The organism is uncultured Turicimonas sp., assembly GCF_902477955.1.
Lineage (GTDB): Bacteria > Pseudomonadota > Gammaproteobacteria > Burkholderiales > Burkholderiaceae_F > Turicimonas.
Genome location: NZ_CABSJB010000033.1, coordinates 13,505 through 29,441, shown reverse-complemented (window position 1 = coordinate 29,441; position 15,937 = coordinate 13,505). Strand labels below are relative to the sequence as shown.

General features: G+C 45.4%; 16 protein-coding genes and 1 pseudogene. 11 read left to right on the top strand and 6 right to left on the bottom strand.

The genetic code is table 11. The features are described from left to right. Together RDK53_RS09610 and RDK53_RS09605 are read left to right on the top strand one after the other, a co-directional pair. A pseudogene (locus RDK53_RS09610) lies at positions 1-86 on the top strand (IS200/IS605 family transposase); the annotation flags it as partial. A 97-nt stretch (positions 87-183) separates the two neighbouring features. Then, a complete protein-coding gene (locus RDK53_RS09605; RefSeq protein ID WP_308514349.1) occupies positions 184-984 on the top strand; it encodes an aspartate dehydrogenase domain-containing protein in 801 nt (266 codons plus the stop codon). A gap of 53 nt (positions 985-1,037) precedes the next feature. Here RDK53_RS09605 and RDK53_RS09600 read toward each other — a convergent pair whose 3' ends face one another. The 4 genes from RDK53_RS09600 to RDK53_RS09585 are packed head-to-tail and all read right to left on the bottom strand — an operon-like array spanning position 1,038 to position 4,811. Beyond that, complete coding sequence (locus RDK53_RS09600; RefSeq protein WP_374041583.1) at positions 1,038-2,273, bottom strand: class I SAM-dependent rRNA methyltransferase; 1,236 nt, start codon at positions 2,271-2,273, stop codon at positions 1,038-1,040. Between the two features lie 5 nt (positions 2,274-2,278). Then, positions 2,279-2,980 carry a hypothetical protein gene (locus tag RDK53_RS09595; protein WP_308514348.1) on the bottom strand — a complete coding sequence of 234 codons (702 nt, stop codon included), beginning with the start codon at positions 2,978-2,980 and terminating at the stop codon, positions 2,279-2,281. Positions 2,981-2,990: 10 nt separating this feature from the next. After that, positions 2,991-3,842, bottom strand: coding sequence for a diaminopimelate epimerase (gene dapF / locus RDK53_RS09590; protein ID WP_308514347.1), 852 nt, complete (start codon positions 3,840-3,842; stop codon positions 2,991-2,993). 60 nt (positions 3,843-3,902) lie between these two features. Further along, positions 3,903-4,811, bottom strand: coding sequence for a lysophospholipid acyltransferase family protein (locus tag RDK53_RS09585; RefSeq protein WP_308514346.1), 909 nt, complete (start codon positions 4,809-4,811; stop codon positions 3,903-3,905). 216 nt (positions 4,812-5,027) lie between these two features. On the opposite strand from RDK53_RS09585, the gene metK reads away from it, so the two are divergent. The 4 genes from metK (at position 5,028) to RDK53_RS09565 (ending at position 11,551) form a co-directional block, all read left to right on the top strand. Further along, the gene (metK, locus tag RDK53_RS09580) at positions 5,028-6,215 is read left to right on the top strand and encodes a methionine adenosyltransferase (RefSeq protein ID WP_066594269.1); all 1,188 of its coding nucleotides are present in this window, start codon (positions 5,028-5,030) and stop codon (positions 6,213-6,215) included. Positions 6,216-6,436: 221 nt separating this feature from the next. Beyond that, entirely contained in the window at positions 6,437-7,720 is a 1,284-nt protein-coding gene (locus RDK53_RS09575) for an amidohydrolase (protein ID WP_308514345.1), read from the top strand. Positions 7,721-7,890: 170 nt separating this feature from the next. Further along, positions 7,891-9,186: a tryptophan--tRNA ligase gene (locus RDK53_RS09570; protein ID WP_308514344.1), complete on the top strand. Its 1,296-nt coding sequence runs from the start codon at positions 7,891-7,893 to the stop codon at positions 9,184-9,186. A gap of 73 nt (positions 9,187-9,259) precedes the next feature. Further along, positions 9,260-11,551, top strand: a complete 2,292-nt coding sequence (locus RDK53_RS09565) for a molybdopterin-dependent oxidoreductase (RefSeq protein ID WP_308514343.1) — start codon at positions 9,260-9,262, stop codon at positions 11,549-11,551. On the opposite strand, the gene RDK53_RS09560 is transcribed toward RDK53_RS09565, so the two are convergent. Further along, positions 11,548-12,099 carry a 5-formyltetrahydrofolate cyclo-ligase gene (locus RDK53_RS09560; protein WP_308514342.1) on the bottom strand — a complete coding sequence of 184 codons (552 nt, stop codon included), beginning with the start codon at positions 12,097-12,099 and terminating at the stop codon, positions 11,548-11,550. The two genes, RDK53_RS09565 and RDK53_RS09560, sit on opposite strands and share 4 nt — an antisense overlap. 83 nt (positions 12,100-12,182) lie before the next feature. Between RDK53_RS09560 and RDK53_RS09555 the strand changes: the two genes are divergently transcribed. Beyond that, positions 12,183-13,271: a tRNA nucleotidyltransferase gene (locus RDK53_RS09555; RefSeq protein ID WP_308514341.1), complete on the top strand. Its 1,089-nt coding sequence runs from the start codon at positions 12,183-12,185 to the stop codon at positions 13,269-13,271. Here RDK53_RS09555 and RDK53_RS09550 read toward each other — a convergent pair. Beyond that, entirely contained in the window at positions 13,263-13,454 is a 192-nt protein-coding gene (locus RDK53_RS09550; protein WP_308514340.1) for a DUF2905 domain-containing protein, read from the bottom strand. The two genes, RDK53_RS09555 and RDK53_RS09550, sit on opposite strands and share 9 nt — an antisense overlap. Before the next feature lie 58 nt (positions 13,455-13,512). On the opposite strand from RDK53_RS09550, the gene RDK53_RS09545 reads away from it, so the two are divergent. From RDK53_RS09545 to RDK53_RS09530, 4 genes are all read left to right on the top strand, one after another. Then, the gene (locus tag RDK53_RS09545; RefSeq protein WP_308514339.1) at positions 13,513-13,905 is read left to right on the top strand and encodes a dihydroneopterin aldolase; all 393 of its coding nucleotides are present in this window, start codon (positions 13,513-13,515) and stop codon (positions 13,903-13,905) included. After that, entirely contained in the window at positions 13,892-14,827 is a 936-nt protein-coding gene (gene ttcA, locus RDK53_RS09540) for a tRNA 2-thiocytidine(32) synthetase TtcA (protein WP_308514338.1), read from the top strand. The genes RDK53_RS09545 and ttcA overlap by 14 nt, the downstream gene beginning before the upstream one ends. Before the next feature lie 166 nt (positions 14,828-14,993). Next, positions 14,994-15,449 carry a CBS domain-containing protein gene (locus RDK53_RS09535; protein ID WP_084081531.1) on the top strand — a complete coding sequence of 152 codons (456 nt, stop codon included), beginning with the start codon at positions 14,994-14,996 and terminating at the stop codon, positions 15,447-15,449. 20 nt (positions 15,450-15,469) lie between these two features. Beyond that, positions 15,470-15,937, top strand: a complete 468-nt coding sequence (locus RDK53_RS09530) for a YbhB/YbcL family Raf kinase inhibitor-like protein (RefSeq protein ID WP_308514337.1) — start codon at positions 15,470-15,472, stop codon at positions 15,935-15,937.

The window sequence follows — 15,937 nt, the reverse complement described above, 5'->3', positions numbered from 1 at the left end:
CTCCTTCTTATTTTGCTGCAAGTTGTGGGGGTGCACCTATTTCTATTATCAAACAGTACATTGAACAACAGAATACGCCTTACTGAAAAAATTATTATATTCGACCCTTATATCACCGTCCTAAAGGACGGTGTTTTACGGGTCGGTCTGATAAGATTAACCGTAAAACCTAAAGGAAACATTATGGGAACTGTTTCTCTTATCGGATGCGGCGCCTTAGCTTCGATTTTTGTACAAAATTTTTGGAAGTTAGGCAATGAGTGGGAGCTCATCAGCGTTTACGGCAGAGAAGGAAAAAGCAAAAATGCTTTTGAAGAACGGTTTGGACTTAAGGTAGAAACTGATTTTGAAGATTTTCTTGCTTGCGCCGGTGAATATGTCGTTGAGCTGGCAGGAGGCGGCGCGGTCAAAGAAACTTGTATTCCTGTCCTAAAGAACGGCAAAAACTACGTCTCTATTTCTATTGGTGCGCTGGCCGATAATCATTTTCTTGAACAAGTCAAAGCTGAGGCTGAGCTTTCGGGAGCTGCTTTGTATGTCGCGAACGGTGCAATCGGCGGCCTTGATTTTCTCCAGACCTTGAGCTTTTCTGATTATCTGTATTCAGTCTCAATCGAAACATGCAAAAATCCGAAAGGACTTGAAGGTTCGCCGGGACTGCACGGAAGACTTCTATCGAAGACGGAGAGAGAAATTGCCTTTGACGGTACGGCACAAGACGCTATTAAAGGTTTTCCGAAGAACGTCAATGTTGCCATTGCAACTCAATTAGCGTCTGAATCTGAACAGATCCGAGCTAATTTGGTTTCTGAGCCTGGCCGTACCAGTAATGAACATATTATCCGCGTGCGTTCCGAGACTCTAAATGCCACATTGAGTTTTGAAAGCAAGCCGGATAAAGCCAATCCAAAATCCAGCGTGTCTGCGGCCTTGAGTGTTCTGGCCTTGCTGAAGAATTTGAGCGGTCCGATTCGCTATTTCTAATACGGACAAAAGAAAAAGGAGCTTTGCAGCTCCCGTTTCTTTGTCGGTTTTTGTTAGCCGGCGGTATTGGCGCCGCGGCTGACTAAGTGAAGCCCCTTCAGATATTCGCCTTCCGGATGAGTCATTAAGAGAGGATGGTCAGATCCTGCCCCCAGTCTTGAAATCATCCATGCATCAGTCTTTGCATCAATTACCGCACCTGCAACGATTTTTTGGAATAAGTCGACGTCAATTGCACCTGAGCAGGAGAAAGTCAAAAGCTGGGCGCCTTCGTTTAAGAGTCTCAATCCATTGAGGTTGATGTCTTTATATGCTCTGGCGGCTTTCTCTACATGGTGGTGGCTGGAAGCGAACTTCGGCGGGTCCAAAATCACCAAATCAAATTTTTCTCCGGCATCTCTATATTTTCTGAGCTGCTCGAAGACGTTAGCCTCAACCCATTTCATCTGAGATTCGTTAAATCCGTTGAGTTTGGCGTTGGACTTAGCCATTTCAAGGGCATCGGCAGAAGAGTCGATAGAAATGACTTCTTCAGCACCCCCTTTAGCTAAAGCAAGCGAGAAGCCGCCGGTGTAGCAGAAACAATTCAAAGCACGCATGCCTCTGCCGTGAACTTTTCGGAAGGTTTCCGCTAATTGGCGTGCAAGGCGGCGATTGTCTCGCTGGTCAACATAGAAACCGGTCTTATGGCCCATACGGACATCTACGCCGTAAAGAATTCCGTCTTCATTGATTTGAATTTTTTCCGGAGGTTCCTCGCCCTCAAGGACTTCTTTTCTTTCCGGGAGGCCTTCGCGGGCGCGTGTAGCTGCGTCAGATCTGTCGAAAACCTGTGTAAATCCGGTGGCATCGGTCAAGGCTTTTCCAATTTCAGGACGCCATTTTTCTACACCTGCAGCCTGAAATTGTGTGACCAACTGTGTGTCGTATTGGTCAACGATGAGCCCCGGCAAGAAATCGGCCTCGCCAAAGATCAAGCGAATCGCATTGGTACGGCTCTTGAGATTATCGCGGGCGCGAATAGCTTCGAATACGCGTGCACGAATCCATTCTTCATTGATGACATCCTGTTCGTTAAACGACCAGCAGCGGGCGCGTAAGGCAGATTCGGGAGAATAAGCACCCCAGGCTAAAAAGTTACCTTTGTTGTCCACGATCTTGATGGTGTCGCCACTCTGAGGTTTCCCTTTTACATTAGCTACGCCGGTGGAATAAACCCACGGATGTCTTCTGAGAAGAGCACGCTCTTTTCCGGGTTTAAGAATTAAAGTAGGAATATTAGTTTTCATATGAGTTATCTGGTTAAACGCAGCAAGGCTGCCTCAGCAAGCGGCAGCGCACCTGACAAGAAATCTTGAACGTCAGGGGCCTTGAATGTAGAAACGTCAGGCGAAGCTAGACAAATTGCACCGAATGTTATCCCATTTGGCGCTTTAATTGGAATGAGAATGACTCCTTTGGTTTCGGAGATTGGTACACCGAACCAAGAGGCAATTTCCGAACCCGAATTTTCTCCGATAAACATTTCAGGCATTTCGGAGATCTCTGATTCAACCTCTTCAGAGAAGCGCTTGGTAAAGGCCTGCCCTTCAAATTCCGTACGGTAAAGCCAAAGACGAAGGATGCCGTGCTGGACCTTAAAGAACTTTTTGAATTGTTCCAATAGGATTCCTGGGATCTGGTAGTCTTTTGTGACTGCGACGAGGGCTACCGCCATCTCAAGAAGAGATTTTGACAAGCCGGCTTGTTTTCTTTCCAGCTCCCTTTCACGCGCGGCGATTTCTTCCTCACGGAGTTCATAAGTCGTGAGACTTGCTCTTAGAACTTCGTTTTGGCATTCAATAATGCTTCGAGTCCCTTCTCGATTTTGGCGCGGCGGTACCAGTCTGCAAAAAACATCTGAATGAGTACGGAAATATTCCGGATTCTTCAACAGATAATCTTTGACAAACTGAGCAGGATCAAATCCTTCAGGAAGTTCAATATCGTCTGCCATAGCGCCTCATCTATATTTCGATTTCACTGTCAAAAACCATTTCGGCAGGACCGCGGAGGTAAATATTCATCCCTTCTCCTTCCCATTCAAGGGTTAAGATACCGCCAAGATTTTCCAGCGTCACAGGACTTTCCATCGCCTCGTTTTTGATAGCGGTTGCTGCAGCGGCACAGTTTCCCGTCCCGCAAGCTAAAGTCTGTCCGGCTCCTCTTTCCCATACGGCGAATTTACCGTGATGAGGATCTTGGATTTGAAGGAAACCGACATTTACGCGGGCAGGGAAGGCCGGGTGGTTTTCTATGAAAGAACCAAGCTCTTTAATCGGAGTCTCGTCTAAATTTTCAACTTGAATAGTGACGTGGGGATTGCCGATGGAGGAGATAGAGAACCACCAAAGTTTTCCTTGAAAGGACACGGCCCACTGCTTTTCTCCGTTGATTTCTCTCTCGGGAAGGCCTTTGGGATTAAACGGCAGATCGGAAGGACGGAAAGAAGGAGTATTCATCATGACTCTAACAGAGCCATCGTCCAATAACTCCGGTTCAATGATTTCTTTGACGGTTTCTACCTTGATTTTCTTCTTATCCGTGAGGCCTTTGTCGTGAACATATCGGGCAAAACACCTTGCGCCGTTGCCGCACTGTTCAACTTCTCCGCCGTCGTGGTTGAAAATTCTGTACTTGAAGTCAACGTCTGGAAGTGCGGTTTTCTCGATGACTAGGACTTGGTCAGCACCGACTCCGAAGTGCCTGTCGGCTAAAAATCTAATATTTTCCGGCGACAAGCTGAATTGTTCTTTGGTCGAGTCGATAACGACAAAATCGTTGCCGGCACCCTGCATTTTTGAAAACTTAATCTTCACGAAGACCTCTTAGAAAAGTCGGGAGTTAAACGACTATTTTAAGGCCTTGGACGCGGTTCTTCACAGGTTTTCGTATACGGAGGGTTCTCCGTCCGGCCTAGTTTTGAATCTTCTGTGCGACCACAGATATTGATCGGGGTGTTTCAGAATAAATTTTTCCAATTCTTGAGTTATGCGGAGGGTATCTGCTTCAGCGTCATCCGTAGGAAAATTCTCCAAAGGGGCGGAGAGATGCATGGTGTAGCCTTCCGGAGTTGTTTCCGCAATTCCCCAAATGACTTTGGCCTTGGTCAGTTTAGCGAGCTTTGAGACCATTGGGAGAGTGGCGGCCGGGACGCCGAAAAAAGGAACAAAGATGGAGTTTCTTTTGCCGTGATCCATATCCGGGAGGTAGTAAAAAGATAAACCGGAACGGATAGCGCGAATTACTTCCTTCATTGCGGAATTGGATTTCGGGATTAGGACAGGGTTGGAAAATCTTTTTCTGGCATCGTAGAAAACCTTATCCCAAAGCGGATTGGACTGCGGCTGATAAAGAGAGCAGCCCCGATAGAACGTGTTGATGCCGATTCCTCCCTGGTCTAAGCCAACAAAGTGGGGAGTGACCACGATGACCGGATGTTCTTGAGTCAGTTTTAGGAACTCTTCTTTCCCTTCAAACTTAACGTAATTTTGAACTTCTTCACGCGTACCCTTAATGAGGACGCTATGGTCAATGGCTGCTCTCAAGAGATTTCGGAATACGCCTTTTGCGATTTCTTCTCTCTTTTCTGCCGGCCAGTCCGGGAAGCACAGTTCCAGGTTGCGGAGTGTGACTTTTCTTCTTTTCGGTATGGCATACCATGCTACGGCGGCAAGCCAATTAGCAACTCTGGTTCTGGAGGACTGTTTCCAGCCGGAGGTTGACTTCATCATGGCAATAGCACACCGAGAAAAGAAACGGTTCAAAGCAGATTTTTTCTTCGCCATTTTTAAGTTCTTTGAAATATTTTTCTGTTAAAGTCCAATTCTACGTAAGAACTAGGATTGTATTTCGCATTGCGAAAGATTATAGTTCTCGGGCGCTGAGTTAAAGGACAACTTGCGGAGCGCTGCCGGAAGGCTAAATAACCGCTAAAGCGTCTTGAAGAAGCTCTTCAATGACGCTGTCTCCTTTGTGTTAAATATTTTTTTAGGTGACAGCAAATGTCTAAAAACGAATACTTATTTACTTCTGAGTCCGTATCAGAAGGCCATCCTGATAAGGTGGCAGACCAGATTTCCGACGCAATTCTTGATGCCATTCTTGAACAAGATCCAACCGCCAGAGTGGCAGCCGAGACTTTGTGTACAACCGGTACCGTTATGTTGGCCGGTGAAATCTCCACGACAGCCAACGTCAATTACACTGACATCGTTCGCGCTACGTTAAAGAGAATCGGCTATGACGACAGCAGCTACGGTATTGACCACAAAGGCTGCGCCGTATTAGTGGCTTACGACAAACAATCTCCTGACATTGCTCAGGGCGTCAACAACGCTCAGGACGATCCTTTGGAAAAAGGCGCCGGTGACCAAGGTTTGATGTTCGGTTATGCCTGCGATGAAACAGATGCATTGATGCCGGCTCCGATTTACTACGCCCATAGACTTGTTGAACAGCAGTCTTTGATGCGCCGCAGCGGTGAAATGCCTTATCTGCGTCCGGACGCTAAGAGCCAGGTCACAATGCGCTATGTTGACGGCAAACCTGATTCCGTTGAAACCGTTGTTCTGTCTACTCAGCATGCTCCAGAGATGAGCGACGGAGAAAAAATGAAGCCTGAATTCGTTCAGGCAGTTATTGACAAAATCATTCGTCCGGTATTCCCGCCTGAAATGCTCAAGGACACCAAGTTCTTGATCAACCCGACAGGCCGTTTCGTTATCGGCGGTCCGCAGGGCGATTGCGGTTTAACAGGCCGTAAGATCATCGTTGACACATACGGCGGCGCTTGCCCGCACGGCGGCGGTGCTTTCTCCGGTAAAGATCCGACTAAGGTTGACCGCTCTGCTGCTTATGCTTGCCGTTACGTCGCGAAGAATATTGTCGCTGCCGGACTTGCACGTCAGTGCCAAATTCAAGTTGCATATGCTATCGGTGTTGCAAAACCCGTCAATATTACGGTCTACACGGAAGGCACAGGCGTTATTCCTGATGAAAAGATCGCTGAATTAGTTCGCGAACATTTTGATCTTCGTCCTGCCGGCATCATCAAAATGCTTGATCTGCAGCGTCCGATTTACAGCAAGACAGCCGCATACGGCCACTTCGGAAGAGAAGAACCGGAATTCACATGGGAACGTACCGACAAGGCTGCTGAATTGAGAAAGGCTGCCGGACTCGATAAGTAATTTTTCCCATAGATCAAAAAAATCCCATTCCTCACTAAAAGGATGGGATTTTTTGCGCTCGAGTTCTTACCATCTCCTCGCCAAATAAAAATTTGTCTCAGAGAATTTTTTCAAAGCTCGCTAAAGCACTTTCTTGATGGAGGAATACCCGAAGACCTTGAACGCCAGACCTTTCAAAAGATTAAGCTAAATACTTTGAACATCGTGACGGAAAGAACACCATGCAAGAATTGCCTCTTCAGCTTGTTACACAGATGATTGCGGATCGCAGGACAATCCACAAACGGCCGGAATTGGGTTGGACGGAGTTTGAAACCACCTACTTCATAGCGAAGCGATTGGAAAAGCTTCAGATTGAATTTCAATTAGGCGGCGATTTTTTGGATAGGTCTTCTGTTCACGGACGCGATGAGCAGGAAGTAGAAACAGCCATACAAAGAGCGCTCGAGCATGGAGTCCCAAAAACTTTCATCGAGAAGACTCAAGGTTACACAGGTGTTGCAGGAATTTTTGATACCGGCAGACCAGGGCCAACCATTGCAATACGAGCAGATATTGATGCCGTTCCGGTCCAAGAAAGTCACGATGCCACCCATGAGGCTGTCGTAGGAGGCTATTGCTCCGAAATACCAATGGTGATGCACTCCTGCGGTCATGATGCACATACCTCTATTTTGTTGGCAGTCGCTGAATGGATAGTTGAAAATCAAGAGAATCTTTGTGGAAAATTCAAATTTGTGTTCCAACCATCAGAGGAAGGGGTCCGTGGAGGTTTGGCCGTAGCAAACGGAGGCTTCTTGGACGATGTTGATGAACTGCTGTGTTTCCATATCGGCACTAAATGCAAGTTAGGCGAAGTCGGAATATGCGAGAAAGGTTTTTTGGCGACATCGAAACTGAACGTAACATTTGAAGGCGTTCCTGCTCATGCCGGATCAAATCCGGAAGCTGGAAAAAGTGCCCTCTTGGCGGCTTGTAATGCTGCAACACTCATCTCTGGGATTCCACGGCACAGCAAAGGCTTGACTCGTGTTTGCGTTGGGAAGCTTATTGCAGGCGAAAGCCGAAATGTTATTCCGGCACACGCAGTAATGGAAATTGAAACCAGAGGAGAGACAGGAGAGCTTGACCAGTATATGGTCAATCATGTCTGCAGGATCGTAAATTCTGCTGCAGAAGCTTTTGATGTGAAGGCTCGAATTGAGACGGTTGGGTCGGCTGTTAATTTGGAAACGGATCATGAGATCTCTCTCCGACTTCAAAAAATTGCTGAGCAGGTTGAGTCAGTTGATCGAGTTGCCTATTACAACGATATAGCAGCTTCTGAGGATTGTACTTGGCTCATTAAGCGAGTACGTGACAGAGGCGGAAAGGCCGGATACTTTTTATTCGGCTGTAACCATCACGGCCACCATAAAACCGATTTCACAATCCAAGACGAGGTTTCTCTACCGGTTGGAGTCAGAATGTTGATTCAGTACTTAGCGGAAAGATGTTCTGCGTAGATGGAGCGAGTCCATTCCAGGAACACAAAAAACCGCTATTTTTCTTACTTCTCCCAACTCGAGAATGGTACTGAGGAAGGTTGGAGGGAAGAGAGGGCCCTCGGCGTTACTGAAGTAGATTTTTCGATATAGAATTCCTCAACGGTGTATCTAGAAGAATTGGCTGAATTATGAAAACAAGATTTTTAACGGGAATCACACCCAGCGGTACCCTTCACCTGGGTAACTATGTTGGTTGCATCAGACCAGCGATTGAAAAAGCAAAGCTCCCCAATACTGAGAGCTTCTATTTCATCTCTGATTATCATGCTCTCATCAAGACCAGAGATCCTGACAGAATTGAAAAGAGCCGTATGCAAATTGCTGCAACCTGGCTTGCCTGCGGGTTAGATCCTAATCATGTTCATTTCTACCGCCAAAGCGACATCTTAGAAGTCCCTGAATTGAATTGGATTCTTAATTGCATCACTTCTAAGGGATTGATGAACAGAGCTCATGCATATAAGGCAAAAGTAGACGACAACGTTGCTGCCGGGGAAGATCCTGACAACAATGTGTCTATGGGGCTTTATTGCTATCCGATTTTGATGGCTGCCGACATTCTGATGTTTAATGCCAACTATATTCCGGTCGGCAGGGATCAAATCCAGCACGTTGAAATGTGCAGAGATATTGCTCAGCGTTTCAATCAGCTCTACGGAAAAGAAATTTTCACGCTGCCGGAAGCTTTTATTGATGAAGAAGTCGCTGTGTTGCCGGGCCTGGACGGCAGAAAAATGAGCAAGAGCTATGACAACGTCATACCTCTTTTTGAAGGCGGAGAAAAAGCTCTTAAGGCAGCTATTCTCAAGGTGGTGACAGACTGTAAAGAACCGGGAGAGCCAAAAGATCCTTGTTCTACCTCTCTTACTCAGGTTTATGATGCATTCGCCACACCGTCAGAAAAAGAAGAGTTCGCTAATAAATTGAGAGATGGACTCGGCTGGGGCGAGGCAAAAGAAATCGTATTCAAGCAGATTAACGCAGAAATTGGTCCGAAGCGCGCTAAGTACGAAGAACTCATGAGAAACCCACAGGTTGTGGAAGATATTCTTATGGAAGGCGCCGCCCGCTTGAGACCAATGAGTCAGGCATTGATTGAAGAAGTAAGAAATGCCGTCGGCTTAAGAAGATTCAAGCCGGTCCAAGAAAAAGCTGAACAGAAGAAAGCCAAGAAGAAGAGTTGCCCTAAATTCAAACAGTATCGTGAGAAGGACGGGATGTTCTATTTCAACCTTCAAGACGAAAAAGGCAACGTTCTTATGACAGGAGGTTGTTTAGAGAACGGCAGAGATTTAGGCAAGCTTCTTTGCTGCTTCAAGGCAAACGGACTTAAAGCTTTCCAAGAATGCTACTGCAAGCTTTCTGACGGAGTAACGGAAGAGCAGATTGAAGCTATTCGCTTGGCAATGCATGAAGAAGAATAACTTATAAGAGTTTTCGAAGCTGCCCAATCAGAATCAAATCTGGTTGGGCTGATTTGTAGGGAGGAAAGGTTCGATGGAGTCGGCGGAGAAGAAGATAAAACCACTTGATGTATGTAGTAATCAATTGATATCAGCCAGTCATTGGGGAATTTTTCGCCCGATCGTTCAAGACGGCAGAGTGGTTGATGTGCAGCCGTTCGAGAAAGATTCTGCTCCATCAAAGAATCTTAAAAAGCTAGTTAAACTTCAAACGTCTCCGAACAGAATTCTGCATCCTTATGTTCGCAAGGAATATTTAGAGAACGGTCCCGCCAGTTCTGAAAAAAGAGGCAAGGATGAATGGGTTCAGGTCACTTGGGATCAAGCTCTTGACTTGGTAGCTGGTGAGATCAAAAGAATTTATAAAGACTTTGGACCTGCGGCAATGTTTGGGCGCTCTTATGGCTGGAAGTCTTCTGGTCTGGTTCATAGCGCACATACCTTACAGCAACGTTTGTTGAATCTTTGCGGAGGCTTTGTTGAATGCGCTAACAGCTATTCGACAGGTGCCATTGCGACTATTCTTCCTTACGTTGCCGGCAGCTCCATTCCGAAAAGTACGGCGTGGCCGAATATTCTCAAACACAGTGAACGAATTGTTTTTTGGGGATGCGATCCGTTGGTCACCGGAGACATCGACTGGATGACACCGCTTCATCGAGCACAGAAATTTTTAGATCAACTCAAATCTTCCTCCATCAAGACCTACAGCATAAATCCCGTTCGTCCCGAGACTTCAAAGTTTCTTGAGAATGATTGGATAGCCCCAAAGCCCGGTACAGATGCCGCTCTGATGCTTGCATTGATGCATGAGCTCATTACAGCCGGTATGGCGAATAAGAGTTTTCTGGATAAATATACGTTCGGTTTCGATGAACTGAAAAACTACATTTTGGGCTTAACTGACGGCGTCGAAAAAAACTCAGAATGGGCTGAGGAAGAAACCGGTATTCAAGCTTCTATCATTCGTAATCTCGCCCAAGATTTGGCAACTCATCGGACGATGCTGATGATTGGCTGGGGGCCTCAGAGAGCACGTTACGGTGAGCAATTTCCATGGATGGCATACGCATTGGCCTGTGTGCTCGGACAAATTGGTTTACCGGGCGGAGGAATTGGATCAACTTACCATTATTCTGACGGAGGTGTTCCTGTTCGAAAAGGAATACAACCGAGAGGAATTTCTTCTAGAGTTGCTCCGGTTTGGCTTTACAAAAAGCCTGAAGAATTTTCTCAGAAGATACCGGTCGCTTCTTTCGTAGATTGTTTCTTGAATCCTGAAAAGGTTATTGATTTCAACGGCAAAAAAGTTAAGTATCCTGAAGTCAAAATGGTGATGTGGACCGGAGGTAATCCATTTTCTCATCAGCCCGAAACTAATCGGCTTAAGACAGCATGGAGCATTCCTGAGACTGTCGTTGTATCTGACCATGTTTGGAGTGCGACGGCAAGACATGCTGATATCGTTCTGCCAGCCTCAACCACACTTGAAAGAAACGACATCGTAGGAATAGGTACCTACGCCAATGATGGCATAGTCGCTATGCATAAAGCCGTTGAGGCTCCAGGAGAAGCAAAATCAGACTATGAAATCTATAAGCTTTTGGCAGAAAAACTGGGACTGAAAGAAGCTTTCACCGAGGGTCTAGATGAAGCCGGCTGGATCAGAAAAATTTACAACGATACATTGGCGGCAAATAAGAAGATTGGCGTTGAGCTTCCGGCTTTTGAAGAATTTTGGAAGCAAGGATACGTGTTGTATCCGGAGGCTTCTGAAGAAGCAGAGTATGTTGCTTTTTCAGATTTCATAAGCTCTCCGAAAGGGACTCCCCTAAGAACTGAAAGCGGCAAGTTCCAGCTTTTCAGTCCGACCATTGATTCATTCGGCTATGAAGATTGCCGCGGATATCCCATGTATTTCAGACCTGAAGAGCTGCCGGCCGCTGAAAACGAATTCTTCCTAGTAAGCCTCAAAGCCTCAGATCGCCTGCATAGCCAACTCCATAATCTAGAGGCAACTTTTGACGGGCCTCAAGTCTCCGAAAAAGTCAGAATCAATCGAGAAGACGGAAAAAAGCTTGGCTTACGGGACGGTGAAAAAGTTGAACTTTATAACTCCCGAGGAATTGTTGTCGCGACTGTTGAGCTGTCAGAGGATGTCGCAGTCGGTGCTGTGGCAGTGTGTCACGGAGGAATGTTTTTCCCCATAGCGAATAAGGATGTCGGAGGCTGCTCAAATACACTGGTCAAAGACGTTCCGACTTCTTCATTAGCCCGAGGAAATGTAGCCTCTTACGGGACGGTCAAAATCCGAAAAGTTCCCTAGTTTCTGTTTTCATCCGTGATTATTAGGCCAAGTGGAATATCGGTTTCCTCAGGCTCAATAGTTTCAATTCTGCACTGAGAGTAAGCTATTCCAACAGTAAATGGCCGAGGATTTGTCTGAGATAAATAACGGTCATACCACCCGCCTCCATAACCGAGCCTGTAATTTGACTTGTCAAAACCCAGGCAGGGAATAAGTAAAAGATCTGGAGTAATTTTTCGGATGGTTTGCGGAACCAAAGTATTGAAAATGCCTTTGGTCAGTTTTGTTTCCGGAGACCATTCGGCAAAAAACATCTGGCTGTTTTCAATGACCGGTATTGCAGCTTTTTTTCCCGGATTTTTTTCAAGCCAGGTAGCCATGAACGGCGCTAAATCAACTTCGTGAAAAATTGGAAGATAAAAACCAACGATGGAGTAGTTTTGCCCTGTCATCCAACTATTTAAATTATCAATGACAGCTGTCGATACGCAAGGATCGATAGGAAGGCTGTCGCGAACTTGTTTGAGCTTTTTTCGCAGATTGGTCTTGAAGGGGGAAGTTGGCATTTTGAGTTCAGAATTCGTTCGTTAACAAGGCAGTTATGTATTATTTCTCAAAAATTCAAAAGATTTCAAGAATCGTTGGAGCCATGAAAAGATACATAGTTGGAGGTTGGGTCAGAGATACTCTTTTAAAAGAAGAGGGTTTTGATATCGCGCCTCAGGACAAGGACTGGGTCGTAGTCGGTGCCAGTCCGGAAGAAATGGTTAAGCGTGGTTTTATTCCCGTTGGCGCGGACTTTCCGGTTTTTATCGATCCCAAGAACGGAGAAGAGTTGGCGCTCGCCCGAACAGAAAGAAAAAGCGGAAAGGGCTATCACGGTTTTGTATTTCATGCCGACCCTTCCGTAACATTAGAAGAGGATCTTCTAAGACGAGACTTGACTATTAACGCCATGGCATTTGATGAAGACGGCTCTCTAATTGATTGCTATGGCGGAAAAGAAGATTTAAAAAATCGAGTATTGAGGCATGTCAGTGATGCCTTTGTAGAAGATCCGGTTAGATTGCTGCGGGTCGCCAGATTCTCTGCAAGACTGCCGGAATTTTCTATTGCCCCGGAAACGATGACTCTTCTGCAGACTATCGTCTCGTCGGGAGAATCCGATAACTTAGTCCAAGAAAGAGTTACCCAGGAATTTTTGCGGGCGCTTGAAGAGTCTAAACCTTCCAGATTTTTTGAAGTCTTGAGAAACACAGGATACTTGGCGAGGGCGTTCCCTGCCTGGAAGCTTTCTCCATCTGTTTTAGCAAAAGTCGATGAGATCAAAAGTGAGGATCCGAGGCTCAAAAGATTTGTCGCGAGCTTAGAAGAGGTTCCTGTTCAAGATCTAAACAAGATTTTGAAAGCTCTTAGACTGCCGAAGGAATACTCTGAACTGGCAGTCTTGGCCAAAACTTATGAAAAGAAGGTTCCGAAAGTTTCATCTTCTGCCTCTGAAAAATTGCTCTTCTTGAAGAAGACAGATTCACTCAGAAGGCCTGAAAGATTTAAACAATTGCTTGACTGCTATGACACTGATCTTTCAAAAGATGAGAGAGACTATTGGGAACAGCTTGCTGAGGCAGTTAGGCAATTAGACTTGAAGGAAATTGTCGCAAAAGTTAAAGATAAAAAGGATGTGCCGAAAATGGTCGACGAGGCAAGATGCTTGCTAATTGAAAAATTCTCAAAGTAACTTGCCGATTAAAAGAATTACAGTTCCGATGAGAATAGTGCTCGCAATCGGAATGTTTATTTCTTTTCCGAACATTTTGAAGTTAATATCTCCCGGAAGCCGTCCGATTCCGAGCTTTTGAAGCCAAGGAATTGCAGACGACAGAATACAGAGAGCTATAAAAATAGTAAGAATCCATCGCATGCATTAGATTGTGGCATAAATCAAAGCAGTGATGTTACTCAGCGAAGGAAAACGATAAATGCGGATAGAAGATTTTCTTCTGTGTTCAGGCAAATACCGCAAAATACATTTGACAGATTATGTCCTGGATGTTGCGATAGGTGCTTATGACTCTGAACGAACAGGAAAACAATCTGTTAGATTTAATGTTGAAGCATGGGTTGAAAATCTTCCGGTCGAGGATGATTTATCCAATGTATACAACTACGAAGAAATCATCGGTTCTATAAAAGAAGTCCTTTCAAAAGGTCACATTGATCTGCAGGAAACTCTTGCTGCATCGGTGGCTAAGCATATCCTCTCAAATCCCATGGTTAAGGCAGTAAAAGTTAAGACAGAAAAATTGGATGTCCTGACAGACGGTGCATCCTTTGGAATAGAGATATTTGTTGAACAGCATGATCAAAATTAAAGCGGTAGATTCCCTCCAAGAAAAAGAAAACGAACTTTCTGTGATGGCCGAAGAACCGTCGGGCGAAACTTCGGCGGATGAAATAGAGCCTGCGAAAGATAAAAAAAATTTGGTGACACGTCAGCGACTTTCTTTTGAGAATCGAAAACTGGAAAAAAGAATCGTCAGACTCTGTGCAAAGGCCATTATCGACTTCAATCTCATTGAAGACGGCGACAAGGTCATGGTCTGCGTATCCGGAGGCAAAGACTCGTATGCGCTCTTAGATGCCTTGGTGAGACTGCAGGGAAGAAGCAACGTGAAGTTTGAACTTCTAGCTTTTTGTCTGAACCAGCATCTTCCCAATTTTCCCCTTGATAAATTGGTTAACCATCTTAAGAAAATCGGTGTTCCATACCTTATCGAAGATCAGGATACTTTTAGTATTGTTAAATCCAAGTATCAAGATCCAAGAAACTTTTGTTCTTTATGTTCTCGTTTGAGAAGAGGCATTGTCTATCGTATTGCCAAGGAGCAGAAGGTTACAAAGATTGCCTTAGGACACCACATGGACGATGTGGTTTCTACGTTGCTTCTTAATATGTATTACGGCGGACGCCTCAAGTCGATGCCGCCAAAACTTTTGAGCGATGCCAAGGAGCATATTGTTATCCGGCCGATGATCTATATTCGCGAAAAAGACTTGAAGCGCTGGTGCAAGGTTCAAAACTACGACATCATTCCGAAGCTTTGCGGAGCCGATGACAAATGCCGTCGAGAAATGAAAGAACTGATTGAAAAAATGGACAAAGAGCACCCGGGCCGAGTGGAAAATATTTTTAAGAGTTTAGGCCGCGTAGCACCTTCTCATCTGATGGATGAGGAAGTTTTTGATTTCGTTAATTTGAAGGCTCAACCGCAAGAAGAAAAGGAACAGAAATAATTATCTTTTCAAAGATCGCTCTGCAGAAACTGAGACCCGGGAACTCTCAAGGTGTCCACATTTAGTGTGGTATTTATCGGCTGAGTTATCGGGAACTGCTTAAAAAGCAACAGATTTTTTGTAGACTATTCGGATAATCAAAGATTATTTAGTGTAAGAGGTAAATATGAGAGCTCGCTCAATGAAGATCGGCGATTTGGCTGTACATAAGGTTGCAACAATACCCTCCGGCACATCGCTTCTTAATTGCGCAAAAGAAATGAGAGAACTGCATGTCGGAAGTCTCGTGGTTGTTGATGAGAACGAACGCCCGATCGGTATGCTGACAGACCGAGACATTACGATCGAAGTAGTGGCCTTGGAAAAAGATATTAAGACTCTCGTGGTCGATGAAGTCATGTCTGCACCGGTTTCTGTAGCTCACTCCTCCGAAGGTGTGGTCGATGCTCTGGCCAGAATGCGGGAACAGGGCATAAGAAGACTTCCTGTAGTTGATGAGGAAGGTAAGATTAGCGGTATTGTGACGGCCTCCAATATCGTAGAGGAACTTTCAGTGATGCTTGACAGTATTGTCCGCGCTGTTAAATCTTCTAAGACTCGTGAGATTGCACAAAGACCGTAGTCAAACTTGAGGTACCAAAGATGAAGATTTCTTCTCCGGCTTTTGCTGACAAAGGATTTATTCCAATTGAATACACTCAGGAAGGAGAAGATCTCTCCCCTCCGTTAGTAATTTCTGACATTCCTGAGGCTGCGAAATCTTTGGTACTCATCGTGGAGGATCCGGACGCTCCTGATCCGGAAAATCCTAAATTAATTTTTACTCATTGGATTGTTTATAACCTTCCTTCGCAGCCTATGGAATTGGCGGCAGGCCAGGACATCTCACAAATTCCCGGAGCCAAGGAAGGTTTGAACGACAGAGGAACAGTAGGCTATATCGGCCCTCGTCCTCCAATCGGCACACATCGGTATTTCTTTAAGCTTTACGCACTTAATACCGAATTGTCTTTTGAACGTCCTCCTCAAAGAAAAGAAATTCTCCGAGAAATGGACGGCTTTATCGTCGGTTCCGCACAGATTGTTGGTCTTTACAAGCTGACCGCTTAA

What these genes read in the sequence shown, in the direction of transcription:
- RDK53_RS09555 (WP_308514341.1), top strand. Translation starts at nt 12,183, where the DNA reads ATGAAAAGATACATAGTTGGAGGTTGGGTCAGAGATACTCTTTTAAAA.
- RDK53_RS09605 (WP_308514349.1), top strand. Translation starts at nt 184, where the DNA reads ATGGGAACTGTTTCTCTTATCGGATGCGGCGCCTTAGCTTCGATTTTT.
- metK (WP_066594269.1), top strand. Translation starts at nt 5,028, where the DNA reads ATGTCTAAAAACGAATACTTATTTACTTCTGAGTCCGTATCAGAAGGC.
- RDK53_RS09600 (WP_374041583.1), bottom strand. Translation starts at nt 2,273, where the DNA reads ATGAAAACTAATATTCCTACTTTAATTCTTAAACCCGGAAAAGAGCGT.
- RDK53_RS09595 (WP_308514348.1), bottom strand. Translation starts at nt 2,980, where the DNA reads ATGGCAGACGATATTGAACTTCCTGAAGGATTTGATCCTGCTCAGTTT.
- RDK53_RS09545 (WP_308514339.1), top strand. Translation starts at nt 13,513, where the DNA reads ATGCGGATAGAAGATTTTCTTCTGTGTTCAGGCAAATACCGCAAAATA.
- RDK53_RS09585 (WP_308514346.1), bottom strand. Translation starts at nt 4,811, where the DNA reads ATGGCGAAGAAAAAATCTGCTTTGAACCGTTTCTTTTCTCGGTGTGCT.
- RDK53_RS09575 (WP_308514345.1), top strand. Translation starts at nt 6,437, where the DNA reads ATGCAAGAATTGCCTCTTCAGCTTGTTACACAGATGATTGCGGATCGC.
- RDK53_RS09550 (WP_308514340.1), bottom strand. Translation starts at nt 13,454, where the DNA reads ATGCGATGGATTCTTACTATTTTTATAGCTCTCTGTATTCTGTCGTCT.
- RDK53_RS09530 (WP_308514337.1), top strand. Translation starts at nt 15,470, where the DNA reads ATGAAGATTTCTTCTCCGGCTTTTGCTGACAAAGGATTTATTCCAATT.
- RDK53_RS09570 (WP_308514344.1), top strand. Translation starts at nt 7,891, where the DNA reads ATGAAAACAAGATTTTTAACGGGAATCACACCCAGCGGTACCCTTCAC.
- RDK53_RS09560 (WP_308514342.1), bottom strand. Translation starts at nt 12,099, where the DNA reads ATGCCAACTTCCCCCTTCAAGACCAATCTGCGAAAAAAGCTCAAACAA.
- ttcA (WP_308514338.1), top strand. Translation starts at nt 13,892, where the DNA reads ATGATCAAAATTAAAGCGGTAGATTCCCTCCAAGAAAAAGAAAACGAA.
- RDK53_RS09565 (WP_308514343.1), top strand. Translation starts at nt 9,260, where the DNA reads ATGGAGTCGGCGGAGAAGAAGATAAAACCACTTGATGTATGTAGTAAT.
- RDK53_RS09535 (WP_084081531.1), top strand. Translation starts at nt 14,994, where the DNA reads ATGAGAGCTCGCTCAATGAAGATCGGCGATTTGGCTGTACATAAGGTT.